The organism is Micromonospora sp. NPDC049497 (assembly GCF_044465805.1).
GTDB lineage: Bacteria > Actinomycetota > Actinomycetes > Mycobacteriales > Micromonosporaceae > Micromonospora.
The window spans coordinates 35,479-57,450 of the sequence record NZ_JBITMC010000025.1 but is presented as its reverse complement, the minus strand read 5'-3'; the positions used below and the strand labels follow the sequence as shown (position 1 = coordinate 57,450).

General features: G+C 69.3%; 14 protein-coding genes and 1 tRNA gene. 14 read left to right on the top strand and 1 reads right to left on the bottom strand.

Features of this window, described 5'->3' with window-relative positions; translation table 11 throughout:
- Window positions 1–58: 58 nt before the first annotated feature.
- Both ACIBR0_RS25995 and ACIBR0_RS25990 read left to right on the top strand, forming a co-directional pair.
- A complete protein-coding gene (locus tag ACIBR0_RS25995) occupies window positions 59–1,807 on the top strand; it encodes a CTP synthase (protein WP_396719907.1) in 1,749 nt (582 codons plus the stop codon).
- Window positions 1,808–1,895: 88 nt separating this feature from the next.
- The gene (locus ACIBR0_RS25990; protein WP_396719905.1) at window positions 1,896–2,501 is read left to right on the top strand and encodes an NUDIX domain-containing protein; all 606 of its coding nucleotides are present in this window, start codon (window positions 1,896–1,898) and stop codon (window positions 2,499–2,501) included.
- A gap of 72 nt (window positions 2,502–2,573) precedes the next feature.
- On the opposite strand, the gene ACIBR0_RS25985 is transcribed toward ACIBR0_RS25990, so the two are convergent.
- A complete protein-coding gene (locus ACIBR0_RS25985) occupies window positions 2,574–2,879 on the bottom strand; it encodes a TM2 domain-containing protein (RefSeq protein ID WP_396719903.1) in 306 nt (101 codons plus the stop codon).
- Between the two features lie 243 nt (window positions 2,880–3,122).
- Between ACIBR0_RS25985 and ald the strand changes: the two genes are divergently transcribed.
- The 12 genes from ald to ACIBR0_RS25925 all read left to right on the top strand — a co-directional run bounded on the left by ald (window position 3,123) and on the right by ACIBR0_RS25925 (window position 21,762).
- A complete protein-coding gene (gene ald / locus ACIBR0_RS25980) occupies window positions 3,123–4,238 on the top strand; it encodes an alanine dehydrogenase (protein WP_396719901.1) in 1,116 nt (371 codons plus the stop codon).
- Between the two features lie 11 nt (window positions 4,239–4,249).
- Complete coding sequence (locus ACIBR0_RS25975) at window positions 4,250–5,242, top strand: site-specific tyrosine recombinase XerD (RefSeq protein WP_396719942.1); 993 nt, start codon at window positions 4,250–4,252, stop codon at window positions 5,240–5,242.
- A gap of 173 nt (window positions 5,243–5,415) precedes the next feature.
- Window positions 5,416–6,339 (top strand): AAA family ATPase, encoded by a 924-nt coding sequence (locus ACIBR0_RS25970; RefSeq protein WP_357040821.1) that lies wholly within the window; start codon window positions 5,416–5,418, stop codon window positions 6,337–6,339.
- A 41-nt stretch (window positions 6,340–6,380) separates the two neighbouring features.
- Window positions 6,381–7,460, top strand: coding sequence for a segregation and condensation protein A (locus ACIBR0_RS25965; protein ID WP_396719899.1), 1,080 nt, complete (start codon window positions 6,381–6,383; stop codon window positions 7,458–7,460).
- A 5-nt stretch (window positions 7,461–7,465) separates the two neighbouring features.
- Window positions 7,466–8,404: an SMC-Scp complex subunit ScpB gene (gene scpB, locus ACIBR0_RS25960; protein ID WP_396719897.1), complete on the top strand. Its 939-nt coding sequence runs from the start codon at window positions 7,466–7,468 to the stop codon at window positions 8,402–8,404.
- Window positions 8,391–9,161 (top strand): pseudouridine synthase, encoded by a 771-nt coding sequence (locus tag ACIBR0_RS25955; RefSeq protein ID WP_357036370.1) that lies wholly within the window; start codon window positions 8,391–8,393, stop codon window positions 9,159–9,161. Before scpB ends, ACIBR0_RS25955 begins: the two co-directional genes overlap by 14 nt.
- A 178-nt stretch (window positions 9,162–9,339) precedes the next feature.
- On the top strand, window positions 9,340–10,020 hold the full coding sequence (gene cmk / locus ACIBR0_RS25950) for a (d)CMP kinase (RefSeq protein WP_396719895.1): 681 nt from the start codon (window positions 9,340–9,342) through the stop codon (window positions 10,018–10,020).
- Window positions 10,017–11,420 (top strand): ribosome biogenesis GTPase Der, encoded by a 1,404-nt coding sequence (gene der, locus ACIBR0_RS25945; protein WP_396719893.1) that lies wholly within the window; start codon window positions 10,017–10,019, stop codon window positions 11,418–11,420. The genes cmk and der overlap by 4 nt, the downstream gene beginning before the upstream one ends.
- A 161-nt stretch (window positions 11,421–11,581) precedes the next feature.
- A tRNA-Pro gene (locus ACIBR0_RS25940) sits at window positions 11,582–11,655 on the top strand.
- Entirely contained in the window at window positions 11,610–12,155 is a 546-nt protein-coding gene (locus ACIBR0_RS25935; RefSeq protein ID WP_396719940.1) for an NlpC/P60 family protein, read from the top strand. Before ACIBR0_RS25940 ends, ACIBR0_RS25935 begins: the two co-directional genes overlap by 46 nt.
- Window positions 12,156–12,505: 350 nt before the next feature.
- A complete protein-coding gene (locus tag ACIBR0_RS25930) occupies window positions 12,506–15,319 on the top strand; it encodes a LamG domain-containing protein (protein WP_396719891.1) in 2,814 nt (937 codons plus the stop codon).
- 203 nt (window positions 15,320–15,522) lie between these two features.
- The gene (locus tag ACIBR0_RS25925; RefSeq protein ID WP_396719889.1) at window positions 15,523–21,762 is read left to right on the top strand and encodes an RHS repeat-associated core domain-containing protein; all 6,240 of its coding nucleotides are present in this window, start codon (window positions 15,523–15,525) and stop codon (window positions 21,760–21,762) included.
- The last annotated feature ends 210 nt before the right edge of the window (window positions 21,763–21,972 follow it).

Sequence of the window (21,972 nt, the reverse complement as noted above, 5' to 3'; positions counted from 1 at the left end):
ACTTTGCTGATCGGCACGGCGGTCTGCACGACCGCGACGGACGACACGGGAGCAGGCCTTGGCCCCATCAGCACGGACGACCAGGCACATTTTCGTCACCGGGGGCGTTGCCTCCTCGCTGGGTAAGGGCCTCACCGCCTCCAGCCTCGGCAACCTGCTCACCGCGCGCGGCCTGCGCGTGGTCATGCAGAAGCTTGACCCCTACCTCAACGTCGACCCCGGGACGATGAACCCGTTCCAGCACGGCGAGGTCTTCGTGACCGAGGACGGCGCCGAGACCGACCTCGACGTCGGGCACTACGAGCGGTTCCTCGACCGGGACCTGTCCGGCAAGGCCAACGTCACCACCGGCCAGATCTACTCCGAGGTGATCGCCAAGGAGCGGCGCGGCGAGTACCTGGGCGACACCGTCCAGGTCATCCCGCACATCACCAACGAGATCAAGTCCCGGATCCTCGGCATGGCCGACCCGGACGCCGACGGCCAGGTGCCGGACGTGGTGATCACCGAGGTCGGCGGCACCGTCGGCGACATCGAGTCGCTGCCGTTCCTGGAGGCCATCCGGCAGATCCGCCACGACCTGGGCCGGGACAACTGCTTCTACCTGCACGTCTCGCTGGTGCCGTACCTGGCGCCGTCGGGCGAGCTGAAGACGAAGCCGACCCAGCACTCGGTGGCGCAGCTGCGCAGCATCGGCATCCAGCCCGACGCGTTGGTGCTGCGCTGCGACCGGGACATCCCGGACAAGGTCAAGGAGAAGCTGTCCCTCTACTGCGACGTGGACCGCGAGGCGGTCACCGCCGCGCCGGACGCGCCGAGCATCTACGACATCCCGAAGGTGCTGCACCGCGAGGGTCTCGACGCGTACGTGGTGCGCCGCCTGGGCCTCTCCTTCCGGGACGTGGACTGGGCCAGCTGGGACGACCTGCTGGACCGGGTGCACCAGCCCCGGCATACCGTCACCGTCGCCCTGGTCGGCAAGTACGTCGACCTGCCCGACGCGTACCTGTCGGTCAGTGAGGCGATCCGGGCCGCCGGCTTCGGTCACCGGGCCCGGGTGCAGCTGCGCTGGGTGCCCAGCGACGACTGCGTCACCCCGGCCGGCGCGGCGTCCGCCCTGGCCGGCGTGGACGGCATCCTCATCCCCGGCGGCTTCGGCGTGCGCGGCATCGAGGGCAAGATCGGCACCGCCCGGTACGCCCGCGAGAACGGCATCCCGCTGCTCGGCCTCTGCCTCGGGCTCCAGTGCATGACCATCGAGGTGGCCCGGCACCTGGGCGGCCTGGACGGGGCGAACTCGCTGGAGTTCGACGAGGAGGCCGTGCACCCGGTCATCGCCACGATGGCCGACCAGGAGGACATCGTCGCCGGTCGCGGCGACCTGGGGGGCACCATGCGCCTGGGTGCGTACCCGGCGACGCTCGCCGAGGGCTCGCTGGTCGCCGAGGCGTACGGCAGCACCGAGGTCAGCGAGCGGCACCGCCACCGGTACGAGGTCAACAACGCCTACCGCGACCAGCTCACCAAGGCCGGCCTGCACATCTCCGGCACCTCGCCGGACGGCCGGCTGGTCGAGTTCATCGAGCTGGACCGGGAGCTGCACCCGTTCTTCGTGGCCACCCAGGCCCACCCGGAGCTGAAGAGCCGGCCGACCCGCCCGCACCCGCTGTTCGCGTCGTTCGTGAAGGCGGCCGTCGCGTACTCCGAGGCCGACCAGCTTCCGGTCGACCTCGACGCCGTCCCGGCGGCGGAGAAGGCCGGCCGCAACGGCGCCGCGGCTGCGGCGAAGGCGGGTTCGACCTCGTGAGCGCGCCGGGCGGGCGAGTGTTAAGAGGGGACCCTTCCTCTACCGGAGGCGTTAAGAAGGGGCCCTTCCTTACACCCGGGGCGGCGGCGTGAGCGCCGTCGAGCACCGGTACGAGGTGCGCTCCCGCACCGAGCGGTACCGCGGGAAGATCTTCGACGTGGTCAGCGACGAGGTGACCATGCCGGGCGGGGGCACCGCCGTGCGGGACCACGTCCGGCACGTCGGTGCGGTCGCCGTGGTCGCGCTCGACGACGCCGGCCAGGTGGTGCTCATCCGCCAGTACCGGCACCCGGTCGGGCGGCACCTGTGGGAGCTGCCGGCGGGGCTGATGGACGTCACCGGCGAGGACCTGGCCGTCGCGGCGGCGCGGGAACTGGCCGAGGAGGCCGACCTGACCGCCGGCCGGATGGACGTCCTGGTGGACCTGCACAGCTCGCCGGGGTTCAGCAACGAGGTGGTCCGGGTCTTCCTGGCCCGGGACCTGGCGGACGTACCGGCGGACGAGCGGCACGACCGCCGTGAGGAGGAGGCCGACCTCCAGGTCCTCCGGATCGACCTGGACGAGGCGGTCGGCATGGTCGTGGCGGGCGAGATCACCAACGCCTCCGCGGTGGCCGGGCTGCTCGCCGCCGCCCGGGCCCGCGACACCGGATGGTCGGTGCTGCGCCGCCCGGACGCGCCGCTGCCCCGCTGACAACCCGGAAGAGGTACGCGAGAAGGGGCCGCGCGGTTCGCCGCGCGGCCCCTTCTTCCGTCGATGGTCGGGTCAGTCGCGCAGCGGCCGGCCCTGCGCGTCGGTGCCGCCGTTGACGAGGATCAGGATCCCGTCGATGAGGCCCCAGAGGCCGCCGGCGCCGCAGGTCACGAGGCTCACCACGAGCTGCAGGACGGCGATCTTGGTGTGGCCGGTGTAGAAGCGACCGGCACCGAAGGTGCCGAGCAGGATGCCGAGGATGCCCGCGACGATCTTGCTCTTGTCGGAAACGCCCGCCGGGTACCCCGGCTGGTACGGAGGAGTGGTCATGGGGCGACACACTAGTGATCCACTTGCCTCCTGTCCCCGGCGGGACACGCCCGGTGGGACGATAATGGTCGAACACTGTCCTGTCGGCTGAGTCGGTCTCCACCGTCGGCCGGGGCGGCACCTGACAGTTCGTCAGGCCGGCCGGGCACCGGATGTCACTGTGCTGGCTCCTGGAGGCGCCGGGCACGCCTAGACTGCCGCCGGCGGGACCGGTGAACCGCGGCGGCAACGGGGCCGTCGTGGCGCCGAGGCAGTCGGGGGTGAGCGGCCCCGAAGAGAGGTGTCTGCATCGTGAAGGTCGGAATCCCCCGCGAGGTCAAGAACCACGAGTACCGGGTGGCGATCACGCCGGCGGGTGTCAACGAGTTCACCCGCAGCGGTCACCAGGTCTTCGTCGAATCGGGCGCCGGAGTCGGGTCCAGCATCAGCGACGACGAGTTCGCCGCCGCCGGGGCCAAGATCCTGGCCACCGCCGACGAGGTGTGGGACACCGCCGAGCTGGTGCTCAAGGTCAAGGAGCCGGTCGCCGAGGAGTACCACCGGATGCGCGAGGGGCAGGTGCTCTTCACCTACCTGCACCTGGCCGCCTCGAAGACGTGCACCGACGCGCTCATCGACCGCAAGGTCACCGGCATCGCGTACGAGACCGTCGAGCTGCCCGACCGGTCGCTGCCGCTGCTCGCCCCGATGTCCGAGGTGGCCGGCCGGCTCGCCCCGCAGGTGGGCGCCTTCTACATGATGCGCACCGGCGGCGGGCGGGGCGTGCTGCCGGGTGGCGTCTCCGGCGTGTACGCGGCGAAGACCGTGGTCATCGGCGCCGGCGTCTCCGGCATGAACGCCGCCGCGATCGCGCTGGGCCTGCAGTCCGAGGTGCTGCTGCTGGACAAGAACGTGGCCCGGCTGCGCCAGGCCGACGCCATCTACCGGGGTCACCTGCAGACGGTCGCCTCCAACGCGTACGAGATCGAGCGGGCCGTGCTCGACGCGGACCTGGTCATCGGCGCCGTGCTGGTGCCCGGCGCGAAGGCCCCGATGCTGATCTCCAACGAGCTGGTCTCCCGGATGAAGCCGGGCAGCGTGCTGGTGGACATCGCCATCGACCAGGGCGGTTGCTTCGAGGACTCGCGTCCCACCACGCACGCCGAGCCGACCTACAAGGTGCACGACTCGATCTTCTACTGCGTGGCGAACATGCCCGGCGCGGTGCCGAACACCAGCACGTACGCGCTGACCAACGTCACCCTGCCGTACGCCCTCGAACTGGCCAACAACGGCTGGCGCGACGCGCTGCGGCGCGACCCGGCGCTCGCCCTGGGCCTGAACACCCACGACGGTCAGGTCGTCTACGGCCCGGTCGCCGAGGCGCACGGCATGGCCACGCTGCCCCTGGCCGAGGTCCTGTCCTGACGGGCGACAGCCTGAGCACCACAGCGGATCGGGCCGGCACGGGCGTGGAGCCCGCGCCGGCCCTTCGGCGTGCCGTCCGCGGCTACCTCGACCACCTCACCGTCGAGCGGGGACTGTCCACCAACACCCTCGCCTCGTACCGGCGCGACCTGGACCGCTACGTCACGACGCTGACCGGGGCCGGCATCGCCGACCTCGCGTCGGTCAGTGCCGGCGTCGTCGAGTCGCATCTGGCGCGGCTGCGCGCCGGCGACGACGGGCACCCGCCCCTGGCCGCCGCCTCCGCCGCCCGCGCGGCCAGCGCCGTGCGCGGGCTGCACCGCTTCGCGCTGCGCGAGGGCCTGGCCGGTGCCGACCCCAGCCGGGACGTCCGACCGCCCACGCCGCCGCGCCGGTTGCCCCGGGCGCTGCCGGTCGACGCCGTGGTCCGGCTGCTGGAGACCGCCGGCCCGGTGACCGCCACCGGCGACGGGGCTGCCCTCGCGCTGCGCGACCGGGCACTGCTGGAGTTCCTGTACGGCACCGGCGCGCGCATCTCCGAGGCGGTCGGCGCGGCCGTGGACGACCTGGACGTCGACCAGGGCGCCGCCCTGTTGCACGGCAAGGGTGGACGTACCCGCCTGGTGCCGATCGGCGGGTACGCGGTCGAGGCGCTGCGCGCGTACCTCGTGCGGGCCCGTCCGCTGCTCGCCGCCGGCGGCCGGGGCACCCCGGCGGTCTTCCTCAACGCGCGCGGCGGAACCCTCTCCCGGCAGGGCGCCTGGACGATCCTGCGCCGGGCGGCACAGCGCGCCGGGCTGCCGGTGGACGGACCGGAGGCGGTCTCCCCGCACACGTTGCGCCACTCGTACGCGACCCACCTGCTCGACGGCGGCGCGGACGTCCGCGTCGTGCAGGAACTGCTCGGGCACGCCTCGGTCACCACCACCCAGGTCTACACGCTGGTCACCGTGGAGCGGCTGCGCGAGGTGTACGCGACGGCCCACCCCCGGGCCCGCGGCTGAGGCCGGCCGCCGACACGCCGCACGGGTGCCGAACGGCCTGCTGGTCGGTGGCGTACAGTCGGGATCGGCGCGGACCTGGCGGGGCGACGCGGACCCAGGGTGCGCGGCGGCGCCGCGAAGGGACGTCGGTCGACTCCGACGCCCGGTGGTCGTCGGGAGGGGGCAACGAGGACATGGCGGGCAACGGTAACCGTGCCGAGACCTGGACGTCGGAGCTCCGCGAGCAGCAGGCCACGCTCGGGGCGGACCTCGGTCCGGCGGACCCGGCGGCCTACACGATGCGCAAGCCGATCCCCGAGCCGATGCCGACCGACCGGCACGGCCCGGCCCGGATCATCGCGATGGCCAACCAGAAGGGCGGGGTGGGCAAGACCACCACGACCATCAACCTGGGTGCCGCCCTGGCCGAGTACGGCCGCAAGGTGCTGCTGGTCGACTTCGACCCGCAGGGCGCCCTCTCGGTGGGCCTGGGCGTCAACCCGCACAACCTCGACCTGTCGGTCTACAACCTGCTGATGCAGGACGACGTCACCGCCGAGGACGTCCTCATCAAGACCGACGTGGCGGGCCTGCACCTGCTCCCGGCCAACATCGACCTGTCGGCGGCCGAGATACAGCTGGTCAACGAGGTCGCCCGGGAGATGGCCCTGGCCCGGGTGCTGCGCAGCGTCCGCAAGGAGTACGACTACATCCTGATCGACTGCCAGCCCTCGCTGGGCCTGCTGGCGATCAACGCGCTGACCGTCGCGCACGGCGTCCTCATCCCGCTGGAGTGCGAGTTCTTCTCGCTGCGCGGTGTGGCGCTGCTGCTGGACACCATCGACAAGGTCCGCGAGCGGCTCAACTTCGACCTGGAGCTGGAAGGCATCCTGGCGACCATGTACGACAGCCGCACCACCCACTGCCGGCAGGTCCTCCAGCGGGTCGTGGAGGCGTTCGGCGACAAGGTCTACCAGACGGTGATCACCAAGACGGTGAAGTTCCCGGAGTCCACCGTCGCCGGTGCGCCGATCACCTCGCTCGACCCGGCGTCGTCCGGGGCCCGCAACTACCGGCAGCTGGCCCGCGAGGTGATCGCCGCGCAGTCCGAGCGGTAGCCGGAACACCGGGTGTCCGCAGCGTGGACTACGGTTCTCCGGTGACCGCGCCACCCCTCGACCCGACCACTGGGCACCGGGCCGCCGACCCGGCCGTGGCGGCGGAGCTGGCTGCCGAGGTCGACGGCGTGGTGCCGGCCCCCGGGGACGACACGGCCGCGACGAGCGGGTTCACCGTACGGCTGGCGAACTTCACCGGCCCCTTCGACCTGCTGCTGCAACTGATCAGCAAGCACAAGCTGGACGTCACCGAGGTGGCGCTGCACAAGGTCACCGACGAGTTCATCGCCTACATCCGGGCGATGGGCGACCAGTGGGACCTGGACGAGACCAGCGAGTTCCTGCTGATCGCCGCGACCCTGCTGGACCTGAAGGCGGCCCGGCTGCTGCCCGCCGCCGAGGTCGAGGACGAGGAGGACCTCGCCCTGCTGGAGGCCCGGGACCTGCTGTTCGCCCGGCTGTTGCAGTACAAGGCGTACAAGGAGGCGGCGGCGCACATCGCGGCCCTGGAGGAGGTCGGCGGGCGGCGCTACCCGCGCGCGGTCACCCTGGAGCCCCGGTACGCCGAGGCCCTGCCCGACCTGGTCCTCGGCATCGGCCCGGAGCGGCTGCTGAAACTCGCGATCAGGGCCATGACGCCGAAGCCGGTGCCCGAGGTCTCCATCGCGCACGTGCACATGGTCCGGGTCAGCGTCCGGGAGCACGCGGCGATCCTCACCGAACGGCTGCGCCGCGCCGGCACCGCCGCGTTCTCGCTGCTCTGCGCCGACTGCGAGATCACCCTGGAGGTGGTGGCACGGTTCCTGGCGCTGCTCGAGCTGTACCGCGAGGGCCTGGTGGCGTTCGTGCAGGAGCAGGCCCTGGAGGAGCTGACCGTACGCTGGACCGGCCCCGCCGACGGCGGCCCCGACCTGCACATCGACGAGTACGCCGGCACCCCCGAGCCACCGGAGGCCGGCGGGGCCGTCCCGGCTGAGCCGGCCGAGCCTGCCGATGGGGCAGCGCCGGCCGAGGTGGCTGAGCCGGCCGGGTCCGCCCCCGAGGTGGCCGCCGAGCCGGCCGGCGTGGGGGATGCGGCCGAGGTGGCCGAGGCGGAGCGCACGGGAAGGACCGAGGAGTGAGCGCGATGAACGACGAGGAGCGCCGGGACTCCCTGGCCGACCAGGCCGCCGCCTGGGTCCCACCCTGGGACCGCCCCCGCCCCCCTGCCCCCACCGACCCCCCTGCCCCCACCGCCCCCGCCGACGCCGTAGCCGGCCCCGACCCCGCCGACGCCGCAGCCGGCCCCGACGCCTCCGGCGTCGAGCCTGGAAGAGATCTTGGAAGGAATCGGCCCCTGGAGGGGCCACAATCCTCCAAGATCTCCTCGGCGTCCGGCGAGTCGGCGGAGGCCGGCCCGGATCGTGGTACCGAAGCGCCCCCGGAGGGGCCGGAACGTACCAAGATCGGCGCGCCGGCTGACGGGGCGCCTCGACCTCGGCGGCGGGCGACGGTCGTGCCGGAGCCGGCCCCGCAGCTGGACGACGCGGAGCTGCGCGGCGCGCTGGAGGCGATCCTGCTCGTCGTGGACGAGCCGGTGAGCGAGCTCGTCCTCGCGCAGGTGCTCGAGCAGCCGGCCGAGCGGATCGGTCCGGTGCTGGACGAGATCGCCGCCGGGTACACGGCCGCCGGGCACGGGTTCGAGCTGCGCCGGGCCGCCGGTGGCTGGCGTCTCTACACCCGGCCGGAATACGCGACGTACGTCGAGCGGTTCGTACTGGACGGGCAGTCGGTCCGGCTGACCCAGGCCGCGCTGGAGACCCTCGCCGTGGTCGCCTACAAGCAGCCGGTCACCCGGTCCCGGATCTCCGCCATCCGCGGTGTCAACTGCGACGGCGTGATCCGTACGCTGGTCTCCCGCGGCCTGATCGAGGAGTGCGGCACCGAATCCGACAGCGGTGCCTTCCTCTACCGGACCACCACCATGTTCCTGGAGAAGCTCGGGCTGAACAGCGTCGGCGATCTCCCGCCGCTGGCCCCGTTCCTCCCCGACGACGTAGAAGAGCTTGCCGATGCCACGCGATGACCGCGCCCCGAAGTCCGACGCCCCCGTCTACACCGGCACCGAACGCCTGCAGAAGGTGCTCGCCGCCGCCGGCGTGGGCTCCCGACGCGCGTGCGAGGACCTGATCTTCCGCCGCCGGGTCACCGTCAACGGGCGGGTGGCGCAGCTCGGGGACAAGGTCGACCCGGCCACCGCGGTCATCCACGTCGACGGCGAGCGCCTCCAGGCCGACAACCGCCTGGTGTACGTGGCGATGAACAAGCCGCGCGGGGTGGTCACCACCATGGCGGACGACAAGGGACGCAACGAGCTCGCCGAGTTCATCGGCAACCGGGTGGAGCAGCGGGTCTACCACGTCGGGCGGCTCGACGCGGACAGTGAGGGCCTGCTGCTGCTCACCAACGACGGCGCGCTCGCGCACAAGCTCACGCACCCGTCGTACGAGGTGCTGAAGACCTATCTCGCCGAGGTGGCCGGGCCGATCCCGCGCAACCTGGGCAAGCGGCTGATGGCCGGCGTGGAGCTGGAGGACGGCCCGGTGCAGGTGCACTCGTTCAAGGTGGTGGACACCCTGGGCAAGACCGCCCAGGTGGAGCTGACCCTGCACGAGGGGCGCAAGCACATCGTCCGGCGCCTCATGGCCGAGGTAGGGCACCCGGTCAGCCGGCTGGTGCGTACGTCCATCGGGCCAATCAAGCTCGGTGACCTGCGGACCGGGCGGATCCGGCGGCTCACCAACGCGGAGGTCGCCGCGCTGTACAAGACCGTGGGTGACTGACGGCGGCCTGCCGGGGTACGGCTGCCGGTAGGCTGCGTGCCGCCCGGCGGCGGGTGGCGGGCGTCGCCTTCTGCGACGGCGCGTGGGGACCCGGCGTGGCGCCGGGCATGATTGACAACGTGTGGTTACCGCTTGCGGGACAGGATGTTCCGTGAGGTACGGGCTGAGGAGGACGACGGTGGAGGAAAACGAACGGATCGGGCGCTGTGTGGTCGCCGTGGACGGGCCGTCCGGTTCGGGTAAGTCCACCGTCTCCCGGCGGCTCGCCGCCGGGCTCGGTGCCCGCTACCTGGACACCGGCGCGATGTACCGGGCGATCACCTGGGCGGCGTTGCGCTCCGGTATCGACCTGGCCGACGCCGAGTCGGTGGCCAAGGTCGCCGGCGAGGTGGACCTGCGCATCGGCACCGACCCCCAGGGGTACGGCGTGACCGTCGACGGCGTCACCGTCGACGCGGACATCCGCGGGCCCGAGGTGACCGGTGCGGTCTCCGCCGTGGCCGCCGTGCCGGCGGTCCGCGCGCTCCTGGTCGCCCGGCAGCGGGAGATGATCGCCCACGCGGTCCGGATCGTCGTCGAGGGCCGGGACATCGGCTCGGTCGTGGCACCGGACGCGGACCTGAAGGTCTTCCTGACCGCCTCCGAGGCCGCGCGCGCCGCCCGGCGCAGCGCCGAGGACGCCGCGGACGTCGCGGTGACCGCCGCCGACCTGGCCCGCCGGGACCGGCTCGACTCGACCCGCAAGGCCGACCCGCTCGCCCAGGCCGCCGACGCGGTCGTGCTGGACACCACCGAGCTGGGCATCGACGAGGTCGTCGCCCGCCTGCACGCACTACTGACCGAGCGGGGTGTGGCATGAGCGACGTCGGTGGATGGGTGGAGCTGCGCGAGCCGGACGTCGAGACCGAGGAGCTGACCGGCCCGCAGCCCGTGGTGGCCGTGGTCGGCCGCCCCAACGTGGGCAAGTCGACGCTGGTCAACCGCCTCATCGGCCGCCGGCAGGCGGTCGTCGAGGACGTCCCCGGGGTGACCCGCGACCGCGTGCCGTACGACGCCCAGTGGAACGGCCGGCAGTTCACCGTGGTGGACACCGGCGGGTGGGAGCCCGACGCCAAGGACCGGGCGGCGGCGATCGCCGCGCAGGCCGAGGCGGCGATCGGCACCGCCGACGTGGTGCTCTTCGTGGTCGACGCGATGGTCGGCTCCACCGATGTGGACGAGGCCGCGGTGAAGATGCTGCGCCGCAGCGCCAAGCCGGTGATCCTGGTGGCGAACAAGGCGGACAACACCACCATCGAGATGGAGGCCACGTCCCTCTGGTCGCTGGGTCTCGGCGAGCCGATGCCGGTCTCCGCCCTGCACGGCCGGGGCTCCGGCGAACTGCTCGACGCCATCCTCGACGCGATGCCCGAGGCACCGAAGATCGTGGAGAACCGGCCGCGCGGGCCACGGCGGGTGGCCCTGGTCGGGCGGCCCAACGTCGGCAAGTCCAGCCTGCTCAACCGGTTCTCCGGCGAGGAGCGGGCGGTGGTCGACTCGGTCGCCGGCACCACCGTCGACCCGGTGGACAGCCTCGTCCAGATCGGCGGCGAGACGTGGCAGCTCGTCGACACCGCCGGCCTGCGCAAGCGGGTCGGCAAGGCCAGCGGCACCGAGTACTACGCCAGCCTGCGCACCGCCGCGGCCATCGAGGCGGCCGAGGTGGCCGTGGTGCTGCTCGACGCCAGCGAGGTCATCAGCGAGCAGGACCAGCGGATCCTGTCCATGGTCACCGAGACCGGCCGGGCGCTGGTCATCGCCTTCAACAAGTGGGACCTGGTCGACGGCGACCGGCGGTACTACCTGGACAAGGAGATCGAGCGGGAACTCCGCCGGATCCCGTGGGCGATCCGGCTCAACCTGTCGGCCATGACCGGACGCGCGGTGGACAAGCTCGCCCCGGCGCTGCGCAAGGCCCTGGCGAGCTGGGAGACGCGCATCCCGACCGCCCAGCTCAACTCGTGGCTGACCGCCCTGGTGCAGGCCACCCCGCACCCGGTACGCGGTGGCCGGGCGCCGAAGATCCTCTTCGCCACCCAGGCGGGCGTGGCCCCGCCGCGCTTCGTGCTGTTCACCACTGCCCCGCTGGACGCCGGTTACCAGCGCTTCGTCGAGCGCAAGCTCCGCGAGGAGTTCGGCTTCGAGGGCAGTCCGATCGAGATCTCCGTACGCCCGCGCAAGAAGCTCGGCCCCGGCGGCCGGGGCAAGGCGCACGGCTGACCCGCCGTTCTGGTTCCACCCGGACGCCCCGTCACCCACCCTCCTAGGACGCTCTAGGGGGAGTGACGGGGCGCGCCGGGACCGGAGGGGCGGGTGCGGACGGGCGGAAGATCCTGCGCTAAGCTGTACCGGCTGTCGCGGGGGAAACCGCGCGGGGGCATCGGGACGTGGCGCAGCTTGGTAGCGCACTTGACTGGGGGTCAAGGGGTCGTCGGTTCGAATCCGGCCGTCCCGACAGTAAAACAGCAGGTCAGGGCCTTGATTCACTTCGGTGGGTCGAGGCCTTCTTGCTGTTCCGTCTCACAAATCATCACGTACGCTCGTACTGCTGAATTTCGGGGTGCAGAAGTCACCCGAACAGCCCTGATTCGAGGTGCTCGGCTGCCACCTTCAGGTGGCTGCTGTCGGGGTGGACGTAGACCCGCTTGGCGAGCGTGCCGCCGTCCGCGTGACCGGCCCAGGCCGCCAGCGATCCCCCGGGTCACTGCCGACCAGGTGCACACCGGCGTCGCCGTTCCCACCCTGGCGGCGATGCGGCCCGGCGACCTGATCTTCATCCCCGGCTCCGACGGCACGATGTCCCGGCCTCGACATGTTGGCATGTACATCGGTACCGACCGTGGCGGGCGGCAGTACCTTGTTCAGGCGCCCAAGACCGGGGGTGTCGTGAAGGTCGTTGCCGTCAGCAATTGGAGCCGGCAGGTCGCCGCCATCCGCAGGTCGCTGTGGCAATGACATGTTGGCCCAATACAAGCCCTGACAGTCGATCTAAGCGTGCCGATACATAGATTTCGTCGTCTCGCAGTGGTCTAGATCACTGCTGTGGCAGTCGAATCGTGTCGCTCAGTGGCGTTGCCATGACCAGCAGTTTCCTAGGCCACGGGAGTCCACTCACGACACATCCGGCTGTCTGTGTGGGTGCGGTGAGGGGCGCGGCGACGCCTGGTGCCTGTTTGAGGTCTACCGCCGTCCCGTTGGTTGATCTACGTTCTCGGCACGTATCGATCGACGGGGGCGTGAAGTTCATGAGAAGGTCTGCGCGGCGAGGGATGTGGGGTCGCCATGTGGGTGTGTACCCGCTTGTGGTGGCGCTGGCGACGACTGTCGCCGCAGCAGTGGTGGCGACACCCGCTTCTGCTGCCGGGCAGGACTGCTCGGTCGCGGTGGTGGCTGATGCCCAGGCCGCGAAGCGGTTGGCGGCGGCGTGCGGCAAGACGGTCGAAGCGTTGAGTGAGCGGTCGGAGACGACGCGGGTGTTCGTTGACGCGTCAGGCGTCGGCAGGCTGGAGTCGTCTGTGGCGCCGCAACGGGTGCACCGCGCAGACGGCAGTTGGGCTGACATCGACACCAATCTGCAGTCTGTGGCTGACGGCTTCGCGCCGGTGGCGTCCACGGCCGATATCACGCTGTCTGACGGTGGCGCGGGTCCGTTGGTGACGTGGCGTGAGGCGGGATCGACGTTCGAGTTGGGTTGGCCTGGCGCACTGCCGGCACCTCGGATCGCGGGTGACACAGCGATCTACGACGGTGTTCTGCCGGGTGTCAATCTGCATGTGATTGCGGACAGTGATGGGTTTCGTCATGTGTTGGAGGTGCTGACGCCTGAGGCGGCGGCGAATCCGGCGTTGCGGCGGGTCCGTTACACGCTCGGCGGTGACATGCAGGTGGCCCGGACCGTTGAGGGAGGGCTGGATCTTGCCGGCGCGGATGGCGAGCCACTGTTGCAGGCATCGCCGGCGGTGATGTGGGATTCGTCGTTGTCCGCCGATGCGGTACAGCCCGCTGTAGCTCCGTTGAATGCGCGATCGTCGATGGCGGCGCTCGTCGGGGGCGACGTCGTTCCGGGTGCTGAGCTGACGGCGGAGGCTTCGACGGCGCAGGGCCCTGGTGAGCTTGCCGCTACTGCCGGGGTCGGTGTTGCGGTGTCGGCGGGTGATCTGGTGTTGACGCCGGACACGGGCATGCTGGCGGCATCGGCGTCGGCGTTTCCGTTGTTCATCGATCCGGCGTTCAACAAGATCCGGCAGAGGTGGTCGTATGCGACGAGCAACGGTGAGAACAACGATTCCACGGCAGCGCGGGTGGGGTTGAGCCCAGAATCCGGTGCCTTGTACCGGTCGTACTTCGCCTTCGACATCTCGGCGTTGAGCGACACCACGGTGTTGACCGCCGAAATCCAGATGAAGCTGGATCACTCCCACTCGTGTGATGCCACCTGGGTGTACCTGTACCGGACGATGAGTTGGTCGACGGCTCATGCTGGTCGGCAGGCGTGGTCGTATCGACCGTTGGGCGCGGTGGATTCGGTGCTTTTGTTGGACGGGTGGGCGGGCCACGCCAACGAGGCCGGTGGGTGCGGGTCGATCCAGCAGGACGCGGACGCGGTTTTCGAGGGCCCGACCCTGCGCAACGACGTGCAGACACAGGCGAGTGTCACGACCGGCTACTACGTGGGCTTGTGCGCTTGTGCGTCGACCGGCGAGGGCGAGTCGTATGCGAGTCGGTGGAAAAAGTTCTACACCGACAAGACGTACCTGGTCGCCACCTTCGATCTGAAGCCTGTTCCGCCGGTGGGCTTGGCGTTCACGACGACGTCGGACTGTTACAAGCAGTGTTCGTCTCCGGCGCTGGTGCGGAATGTGACGCCGACGCTGCGGGCGCAGGTGCAGGACCCGTACGGTGGCACGTTGCAGACGGCGTTCGAGATCCGCACGGCGGCGGATCTGGCGGCACCGATCGTGGTGAGCAGTACGACGATGCCACGATCGTTCGTCACAACGGTGGGCAACGCGATCGCCACGGCGACGTCCCAGGTGCCGACGGGCAAGCTGACGTCCGGCGTCACCTACTACTGGCATGCCACGACCGCCGATGAGGCGGGGCTGTGGAGCGGCTGGGGTCCCTGGTACAGCTTCACCGTCGACACGACACCGCCGACGGTGTCGAGCGTGTCGTCCAGTCAGTATCCGTGGAAGGCGTGGGGTGCGACGGTCGGTACGGCGGGCACGTTCACCTTCACCGCCTCCGGTGCCGAGGAATACACCTGGGACGTCAACGGCGGTAGCGCGACGACGACGACCACGGCGTCGGCGAGTCACACACCGGCCACGGACATGGTCCACACCCTGCACGTCAAGGCGAAGGACCGCGCCGGCAACACCAGCGCAACGTACGACTACCAGTTCTGGGTGTCCCCCGTTCCCAACGCCTACTCGCACTGGACGTTCGACGAGTCCGATCCGGTCAAGACCGCGGCGGACACGGGAAGCGGCTTCAGCGCCATGAACCCGGGGGCGCTCGGCGGTGGTGCCCACTTCGCCTCCGGCTACCTCGGCAACGCGGTGCGGCTGTACGGGCCAACGGCGGACCGAGTGACGACCAGCGGGCCGGTACTGGATACGACGAAGAGCTTCACCGTGATGGCCTGGGTGCGCCCTGCAGACCTGGCGGCCCAGACCAAGCAGACGATCCTCGCCCAGGACGGCGCGACGGCCTCACGCTTCGAGCTGCAGTTCCGGCAGGACGCCAACGGTGGTGCGGGTGGCTGGTGCATGACCATGACCGGGGACAGTGGCGGCGGCGGCGCGGTCAGCGCCTGCGCCGACGGGCAGTCCGCAGGGGTGCCGTCGAACAACAACACCTGGGTTCACGTCGCGGGACGCTACGACACGGTCACCGGCAAGATGCGCGTCTACGTGATGGGCGACACCCAGTTCTGCGCAGGTGAGGTCGCCGAGGCCACCGCCCCGGCGTCCTGGTCGGCCACCGGCTCATTCGTGATTGGGCGCGGCTGGTCGGGCGGCGCGGGTGTTTCGTACTGGCGTGGCGACATCGACGACGCCCGTGCCTATCAGCGGGTGCTGTCGGACTCCGAGATCTGCCAGCAGGCATCACAGTGACCCAGGTACCGCCGCGGCCGGAAAACAGCGACTCCCGGCCGCGGCGCCTACCGGCCGAGCAGGACGCGGGTGACGGCCACCCGCTTCAAGACATCGCAACCACATCGGCAACGTCAATTCGGTCATCGACCCTACGCAGGGGGAGCGTCGTGGCAAGTGGGATAGGTTCCAGCCGGAGCAGTGGAAAGGCACTCCGCCGGCGGATGTTGACGTCGATGCTTGCCGGTGGTCTGTCGGTGGTGATGACGGTGAGCGGGCTGGGCCAGCCCGTGCAGCGGGCCGAGGCGGCGCCAAAGTGGGACCCGCCGAAGCCGAAAGAGGCCGCTGGGGTGGTGGTGAGCGACGCCAAGCCTGGCGTGTCTCGCTCCTTCCACGCCTCCTCCAGCGTAGTGACCGGCGCCAGGACGGTTGCGTGGCCGGCGGGCACCGGCACCGCGAACCTGGCTGCGGCCACCGCCTCGGCTGGCAACGCCCGCAGCACGAGAGCCGGGCTGACCGGGCCCGTAAGGGCACGCGCCGGATCGCTCCCGGTGATGATCTCACCGCCCTCCGCCGGCACAGGCAACAGGACCGCGGACGAGGCCCCCGAATCCGTGGCGGTGACGGTGCATGACCGGACGGTCACCCGGAAGGCCGGGGTGCAGGGCATCCTGGTCTCCGTCGGCCGGGCCGACGGCAAGGCGTCCACAGGCCGCACCGGCCTGCAGGTGGACTACGCCGGATTCGCCGACGCCTACGGCGGTGACTGGGCGTCCCGCCTGCGGCTGGTCGCCCTTCCCGGGTGTGCGTTGAGCACTCCCGACGTGGCGTCGTGCCAGAAGCGCACACCGTTGCCGACGGTCAACGACGTTCCCGACAGCCTCCTGTCCACCGACATCTCCCTGGCAGGTAGCACTTCCACGCTGCTGGCCGTCGAAGGCGCAGCGTCCGGTGACAGTGGTGACTACACCGCGACGAGCCTGTCGCCGGCAGGGCAGTGGCAGGTGTCGACGCAGAGCGGTGACTTCTCCTGGTCGTACCCGTTGCGGGTGCCGCCCGCCCTCGGCGGCCCCGCCCCGGACATCAGCTTCGCCCACTCCTCGGGCAGCCTCGACGGCAAGACCGCGCTGACCAACAACCAGGGCTCCTGGATCGGTGACGGCTGGGACACCTGGCCCGGCTTCATTGAGCGCCGGTACGCCTCGTGCGCCGACGACAACCCCGGTCACAAGACCGGCGACCTCTGCTACTTCAACGACAATGCCACCCTGTCGCTCAATGGCCACGCCGGGGAACTGATCCGGGACGGGTCAGTGTGGCGGCTGCGCAACGACGACGGCACCAAGATTGAGAAGCTGTCGAACTCGGCGCGGGGCAACGGCGACAACGACAACGAGTACTGGAAGGTCACCACCACCGACGGCACCCAGTACTACTTCGGCTACCACAAGCTGCCTGGCTGGAGCAGCACCAACCCGGTCACCGATTCGACGTGGACCGTGCCGGTGTTCGGCAACAACTCCGGTGAACCCTGCTACAACGCCACCTTCGCCAACGCGCACTGCACCCAGGCGTGGCGGTGGAACCTCGACTACGTCGTGGACCCGAACTCCAACACCATGGCCTACTTCTACGGCAAGGAAACCGGCGCCTACGCCCGCGATCTCAACCCCGACCAGCGCACCACCTACGACCGCGGCGGCTACCTCAAGCGCATCGAGTACGGCATGCGCGAGAACGCCGAGTACGCCCAAGCCGCGCCGCTGCGGGTCGTGTTCGACACCGCGGAGCGATGCCTGGTCAACTGCTGGACCGGGACGGCGTGGACCTCGGACCCCACGACGGCGAACTGGTATGACACGCCGTGGGACCAGTACTGCAAGCCCGGCACACGATGCACCACCCAGGGATCGCCCACGTTCTGGTCCGCCCGCCGGTTGACGAAGGTCACCGCGCAGACCCGCAGCGGCACCACCAGCTACGCCGACGTGGAGTCGTGGGCGCTTCGGCAGGAGTTCATCAACGCCGGCACCGGCGAGTCCACCCCGATGTGGCTACGCGGCATCACCCGCACCGGTCACGTCACCACCGCTGGCGGCGCGGCCGTCTCCGACCCGGAAATCACCTTCGACACCGGGTCACTGCCACTTCCCAACCGTGTCGACGGCCCTAACGACCAGCGATCGTCGCTGAACCGGTGGCGGATCAAGGCCGTGCACACCGAGACCGGCGGCGACATCATCGTCCACTACTCCGGCGCCGACTGCACCAGCTCGACCCTGCCGTCGCCGGCCAGTAACACCAAGCGGTGCATGCCCTCCTTCTACGCCCCGTTGGGCCAGGAACTGAGCCTGGACTGGTTTCACAAGTACGTCGTCACCCGCATCGACCTCGACGACACGGTCACCGACCAGCCGACCGAGGTCACCCAGTACGACTACGACACCCCCGCCTGGGCGTACAACACCGACGAGCTGACCAAGGACAAGCACCGCACCTGGAGCGACTGGCGCGGCTACGGCAAGGTCACCGTCCGCCACGGCGACCCCGCCGGACAGCAGACCGCCGTCGAGCACCGCTACCTGCGCGGTCTCGACGGCGACAAAGCCGCCAGCGGCGTCAAGGACGTATGGGTCACCGACTCATGGGGCGGCAGCGTCGAGGACCACGAAGCGTTGCAGGGCTTCGAGCTGCAGACCATCACCAAGAACGGCCCCACCGGCGCGGAAGTGTCCTCCACCCGCAACGACCCATGGATCAACGGACCCACCGCCACCCGCACCCGCAAAGACGTCAACAACAACGACATCACCACCCGGGCGTGGATGACCAACACCGACATCGCCCGCACCCGCACCGCCCTCGCCGCCGGCGGACACCGCTACACCAAGACCATCACCAGCTACGACACCGACAGCGGCCTGCCCACCACCGTCGAAGACCAGGGCGACGAGGCCATCACCACCGACGACACCTGCACCCGCACCACCTACGCCCGCAACAGCACCACGTGGATGCTCGACCGGGTATCCCAAACCGAAACCCTGTCCGTCCGCTGTGCCGGCGCCCCGACCCCGGCGAACCCGACCACCGTGCTCAGCCGGTCCCGGTCGTTCTACGACACCTACGTCGGCGACACGTCCTTCGGCCAAGCACCCACCGACGGAAACGTGGTCCGTACCGAGGAGCTGGAAAGGTTCGACGGCACCACCCCCGTCTACACCCGAACCGCCACCACCACATACGACACCAACGGCCGCGTCAGCTCCGTCACCGACCCGCGGGGCTACACCACCACGACCGACCGGAGCACCGCCAACGGTGGCCTGATCACCCAGACCGTCGTCACCGACCCGAAGGACCACACGACCACGACCCTGGTACAGCCTGCGTGGGACGCTCCGACAAAGGTCACCGACGCCAACGGCGCGGTCAACGAGCTCACCTACGACGGCTTGGGGCGGCTCACCAACGCCTGGGTTCCGGGACGAAGCAAGGCGACGCAGACGCCGAGCATGAAGTTCACCTACCGCGTGCGCAAGAGTGGTGGACCATCGGCGGTCACAACTGAGTCCCTTCTGCCGACCGGGACGGCGTACCGGAAGTCGGTGGAGTTGTATGACGGGTTCCTGCGCCTGAGGCAGAAGCAGATCCAGGCCACCGGTGGCGGACGAACGATCTCCGACACCGTGACCAATAGTCTCGGCGCCACCGCGTGGACGTCCGCGCCCTACCACGACGTAACCAACGCACCGGTTGATGACACAGCGCTGGCCCAACCGCAGGGACAGATTCCCGCCATCACCCAGTCCAGCTATGACGGTGCCGGACGGCAGACCGCACAAGCCCTGATCGCCAACGGCGTCGAAAAGTGGCGCACCACCACGGCCTACGGCGGCGACCGCGTCCACACCACCCCGCCGCTTGGTGGCACCGCCACCACCACGATCAATGACGCCCAAGGTCGCACCGTCGCGCTGCGCCAGTACAAGAACCGCGCCGACGTCGGCAGCGACGACCCGACGAAGTTCGACAAGACGACCCACACCTACACCCTGCTGGGGCAGCTCAAGTCCGTCACCGACGTGACCGGAGTGAACGTCTGGTCGTACACCTACGACTTGCGTGGCCGGCAGACCCAAGCCGCCGACCCCGACAAGGGCACCACCAACACCACCTACGACGCCGCCGGCAACGTCGAAACCACCACCAGCCCTCTCGGCACCGGCACGGCCACCCTCGCCTACACCTACGACGAACTCGGCCGCAAGACCACCATGCGCGCCGACAGCGTCACCGGCAGCATCCGCGGCCAGTGGACCTACGACACCCTGCCCTACGGCAAGGGCAAACTGACCTCCGCCACCCGCTACTCCGGCGGTAACCCCTACACCACCCAGATCGACGCTTACGACGCGCACGGCCGGCCAACCTCCACCTCCGTCGCGCTCCCCGCTGCGGAGTCGAGTTTGTGCGCTGCCGCTTCGCCCAACACCTGTACCTACACCACGACGACCAGCTACCGGGCCAACGGCCAGCCCTACCAGGTCACCATGCCGGCCGCCGCCGACCTCGCCTCCGAGAAACTCACTCTCGGCTACACCGACGTTGGTGAAACCGGCGGACTGCTGTCGGCAGCCCAGATCTACGTCTACGACGTCACTTACGACAAGCTCGGTCAGCTCACCCAACGCCAACTCGGCCAATTCGGCTCTCGGGTCGTCATCAACTCGACCATCGACGAGCCCACCCGCCGGCTCACCAGCACTAACGTCGTCCCCGAACTCAAGGCCGAGGCGGCCAACTACAACTACGAGTACGACAATGCCGGCAACGTCACCGAAATCCACGACACCCCCACCGGTGGCACCGCCGATCACCAGTGCTTCACGCTGGACTACCTCCGTCGGATGACCGAAGCCTGGACCCCGGAAACAGGAAGCTGCACCACCAAACCCACCGCTTGGAGCCAGGTCGACGGCTCCGCCTACCCGTACTGGCACAGCTGGACCCTCGACCCGACCGGCAACCGCAAGACCGAAACCCGCCGCGGAACAACCAACACCACCTACACCTACACCTACCCGGCCGCCGGCGCGGCCAGGCCACACGCCGTCACGAATGTGACCGCCAGCGGCGGCGCCACCTGGTCCCGCAACTACACCTACGACAACGGCGGCAACACCAAGACCCGACCCACCACCACCGGCGCCACCCAAACCCTCACTTGGGACCGCGAAGGCAAAGTCCTCAGCTCCACCGACTCAGCCACCACCAGCTACATCTACGACGCCGACGGCAACCGCCTCATCCGCACCGACCCGACCGGCAAAACCCTCTACCTGCCCGGCGGCACCGAAGTCCGCTACACCACGAGCGGCGCCACCAAGAAAGCCACCCGCTACTACACCCACGCCGGCCAAACCATCGCCATCCGCACCGCAACCGGCCTGAGCTGGATCACCAGCGACCACCATGGCACCGCAGAACTCACCATCAACGCAACCACCCTCGCCGTCGCCAAACGACGCATGCTCCCCTACGGCGAACAACGCGGCACCACCACCGGCACCTGGGCCACAGGCATGGACAAGGGCTTCGTCGGCGGCACCCAAGACCCCACCGGTCTGACACACCTCAACGCCCGCGAATACGACCCGCATATCGGCAGGTTTATTTCTGTCGATCCAATAATTGATCTCGCCGACCCTGAGCAGTGGAACGGTTACGCTTACAGCAACAACAGTCCTGCCACCAAATCCGACCCCAGCGGGCTTTACGCCACCGGGGATAATGAAGGTCAGTTGCGCAACTATAAGGCACCTAGTGCAAAGAATAGGGTGGTAGACCATCGCCCGAAGCCGCGAAAGCAGAAGGCATGGACCCCTCTTTATAAAGATTCCCCATTCCTTCGCCTCCGACCTAACCCCGTGCCACGGTTGCTGCGCCCCATTGGTGCTCCGGATTTTGTCGAGCCGAAGATGCAGTTGAATCCTTGGGTGCCGACGGAAAGCCCAACCGAACGTCCACGTCCAACAAGGCAGGTAGCGTCGAGGTCTCGCTCGGCGAATGTAGAGCCATTGAATAACTTCTGGAAGCGTGTCCATCGCTACGGGCAGGTTAGCGGTTCAGCATGCTTTATGTTCTGCATTACTCTTACCTACCAGGATGGCTACATTAGTAGCTCGGTCGGTTTCGGAGTCGGTGCTGGTATAAGTGGGACCGTTGGGGGTGTCAGTGCGAGGCCATCCGAGCAAAGCCCTAAGGGTTGGATGGCATGTTTCGGTGATGGGCCCGGTGGCTGCTATGTTGGCGGAGTAAAAAGTGGTGATGGAGATAAGTATGGGCATGCGGAGACGTACCATGGTGCGGCTGTCGGGGCGGGCGTTACGCTGTGGGCCGGTGGGACCTATAATTGGGGCGGGTGGAGAATTGGCACCAGGGAGGGTTGGTTTCTTCCCTAATTGTAGGTCTAATTCGCGGAGGGTCTCATTGTGTGGCGAGGGTTGATCGGGATCCTATGGGGTATGCTGCTAGCCGTGTTGGGTCTTGTCCTCGCAGCCAATTATCGGGGCGCTGCGACGAAGCATATAGAGATCGCTTCCCGTCTCGTGAACTCTGTTACTCCTAACAAGAAAAAGGAGTGGAGTGAGGATCGAGTCATGCGGCGTCGA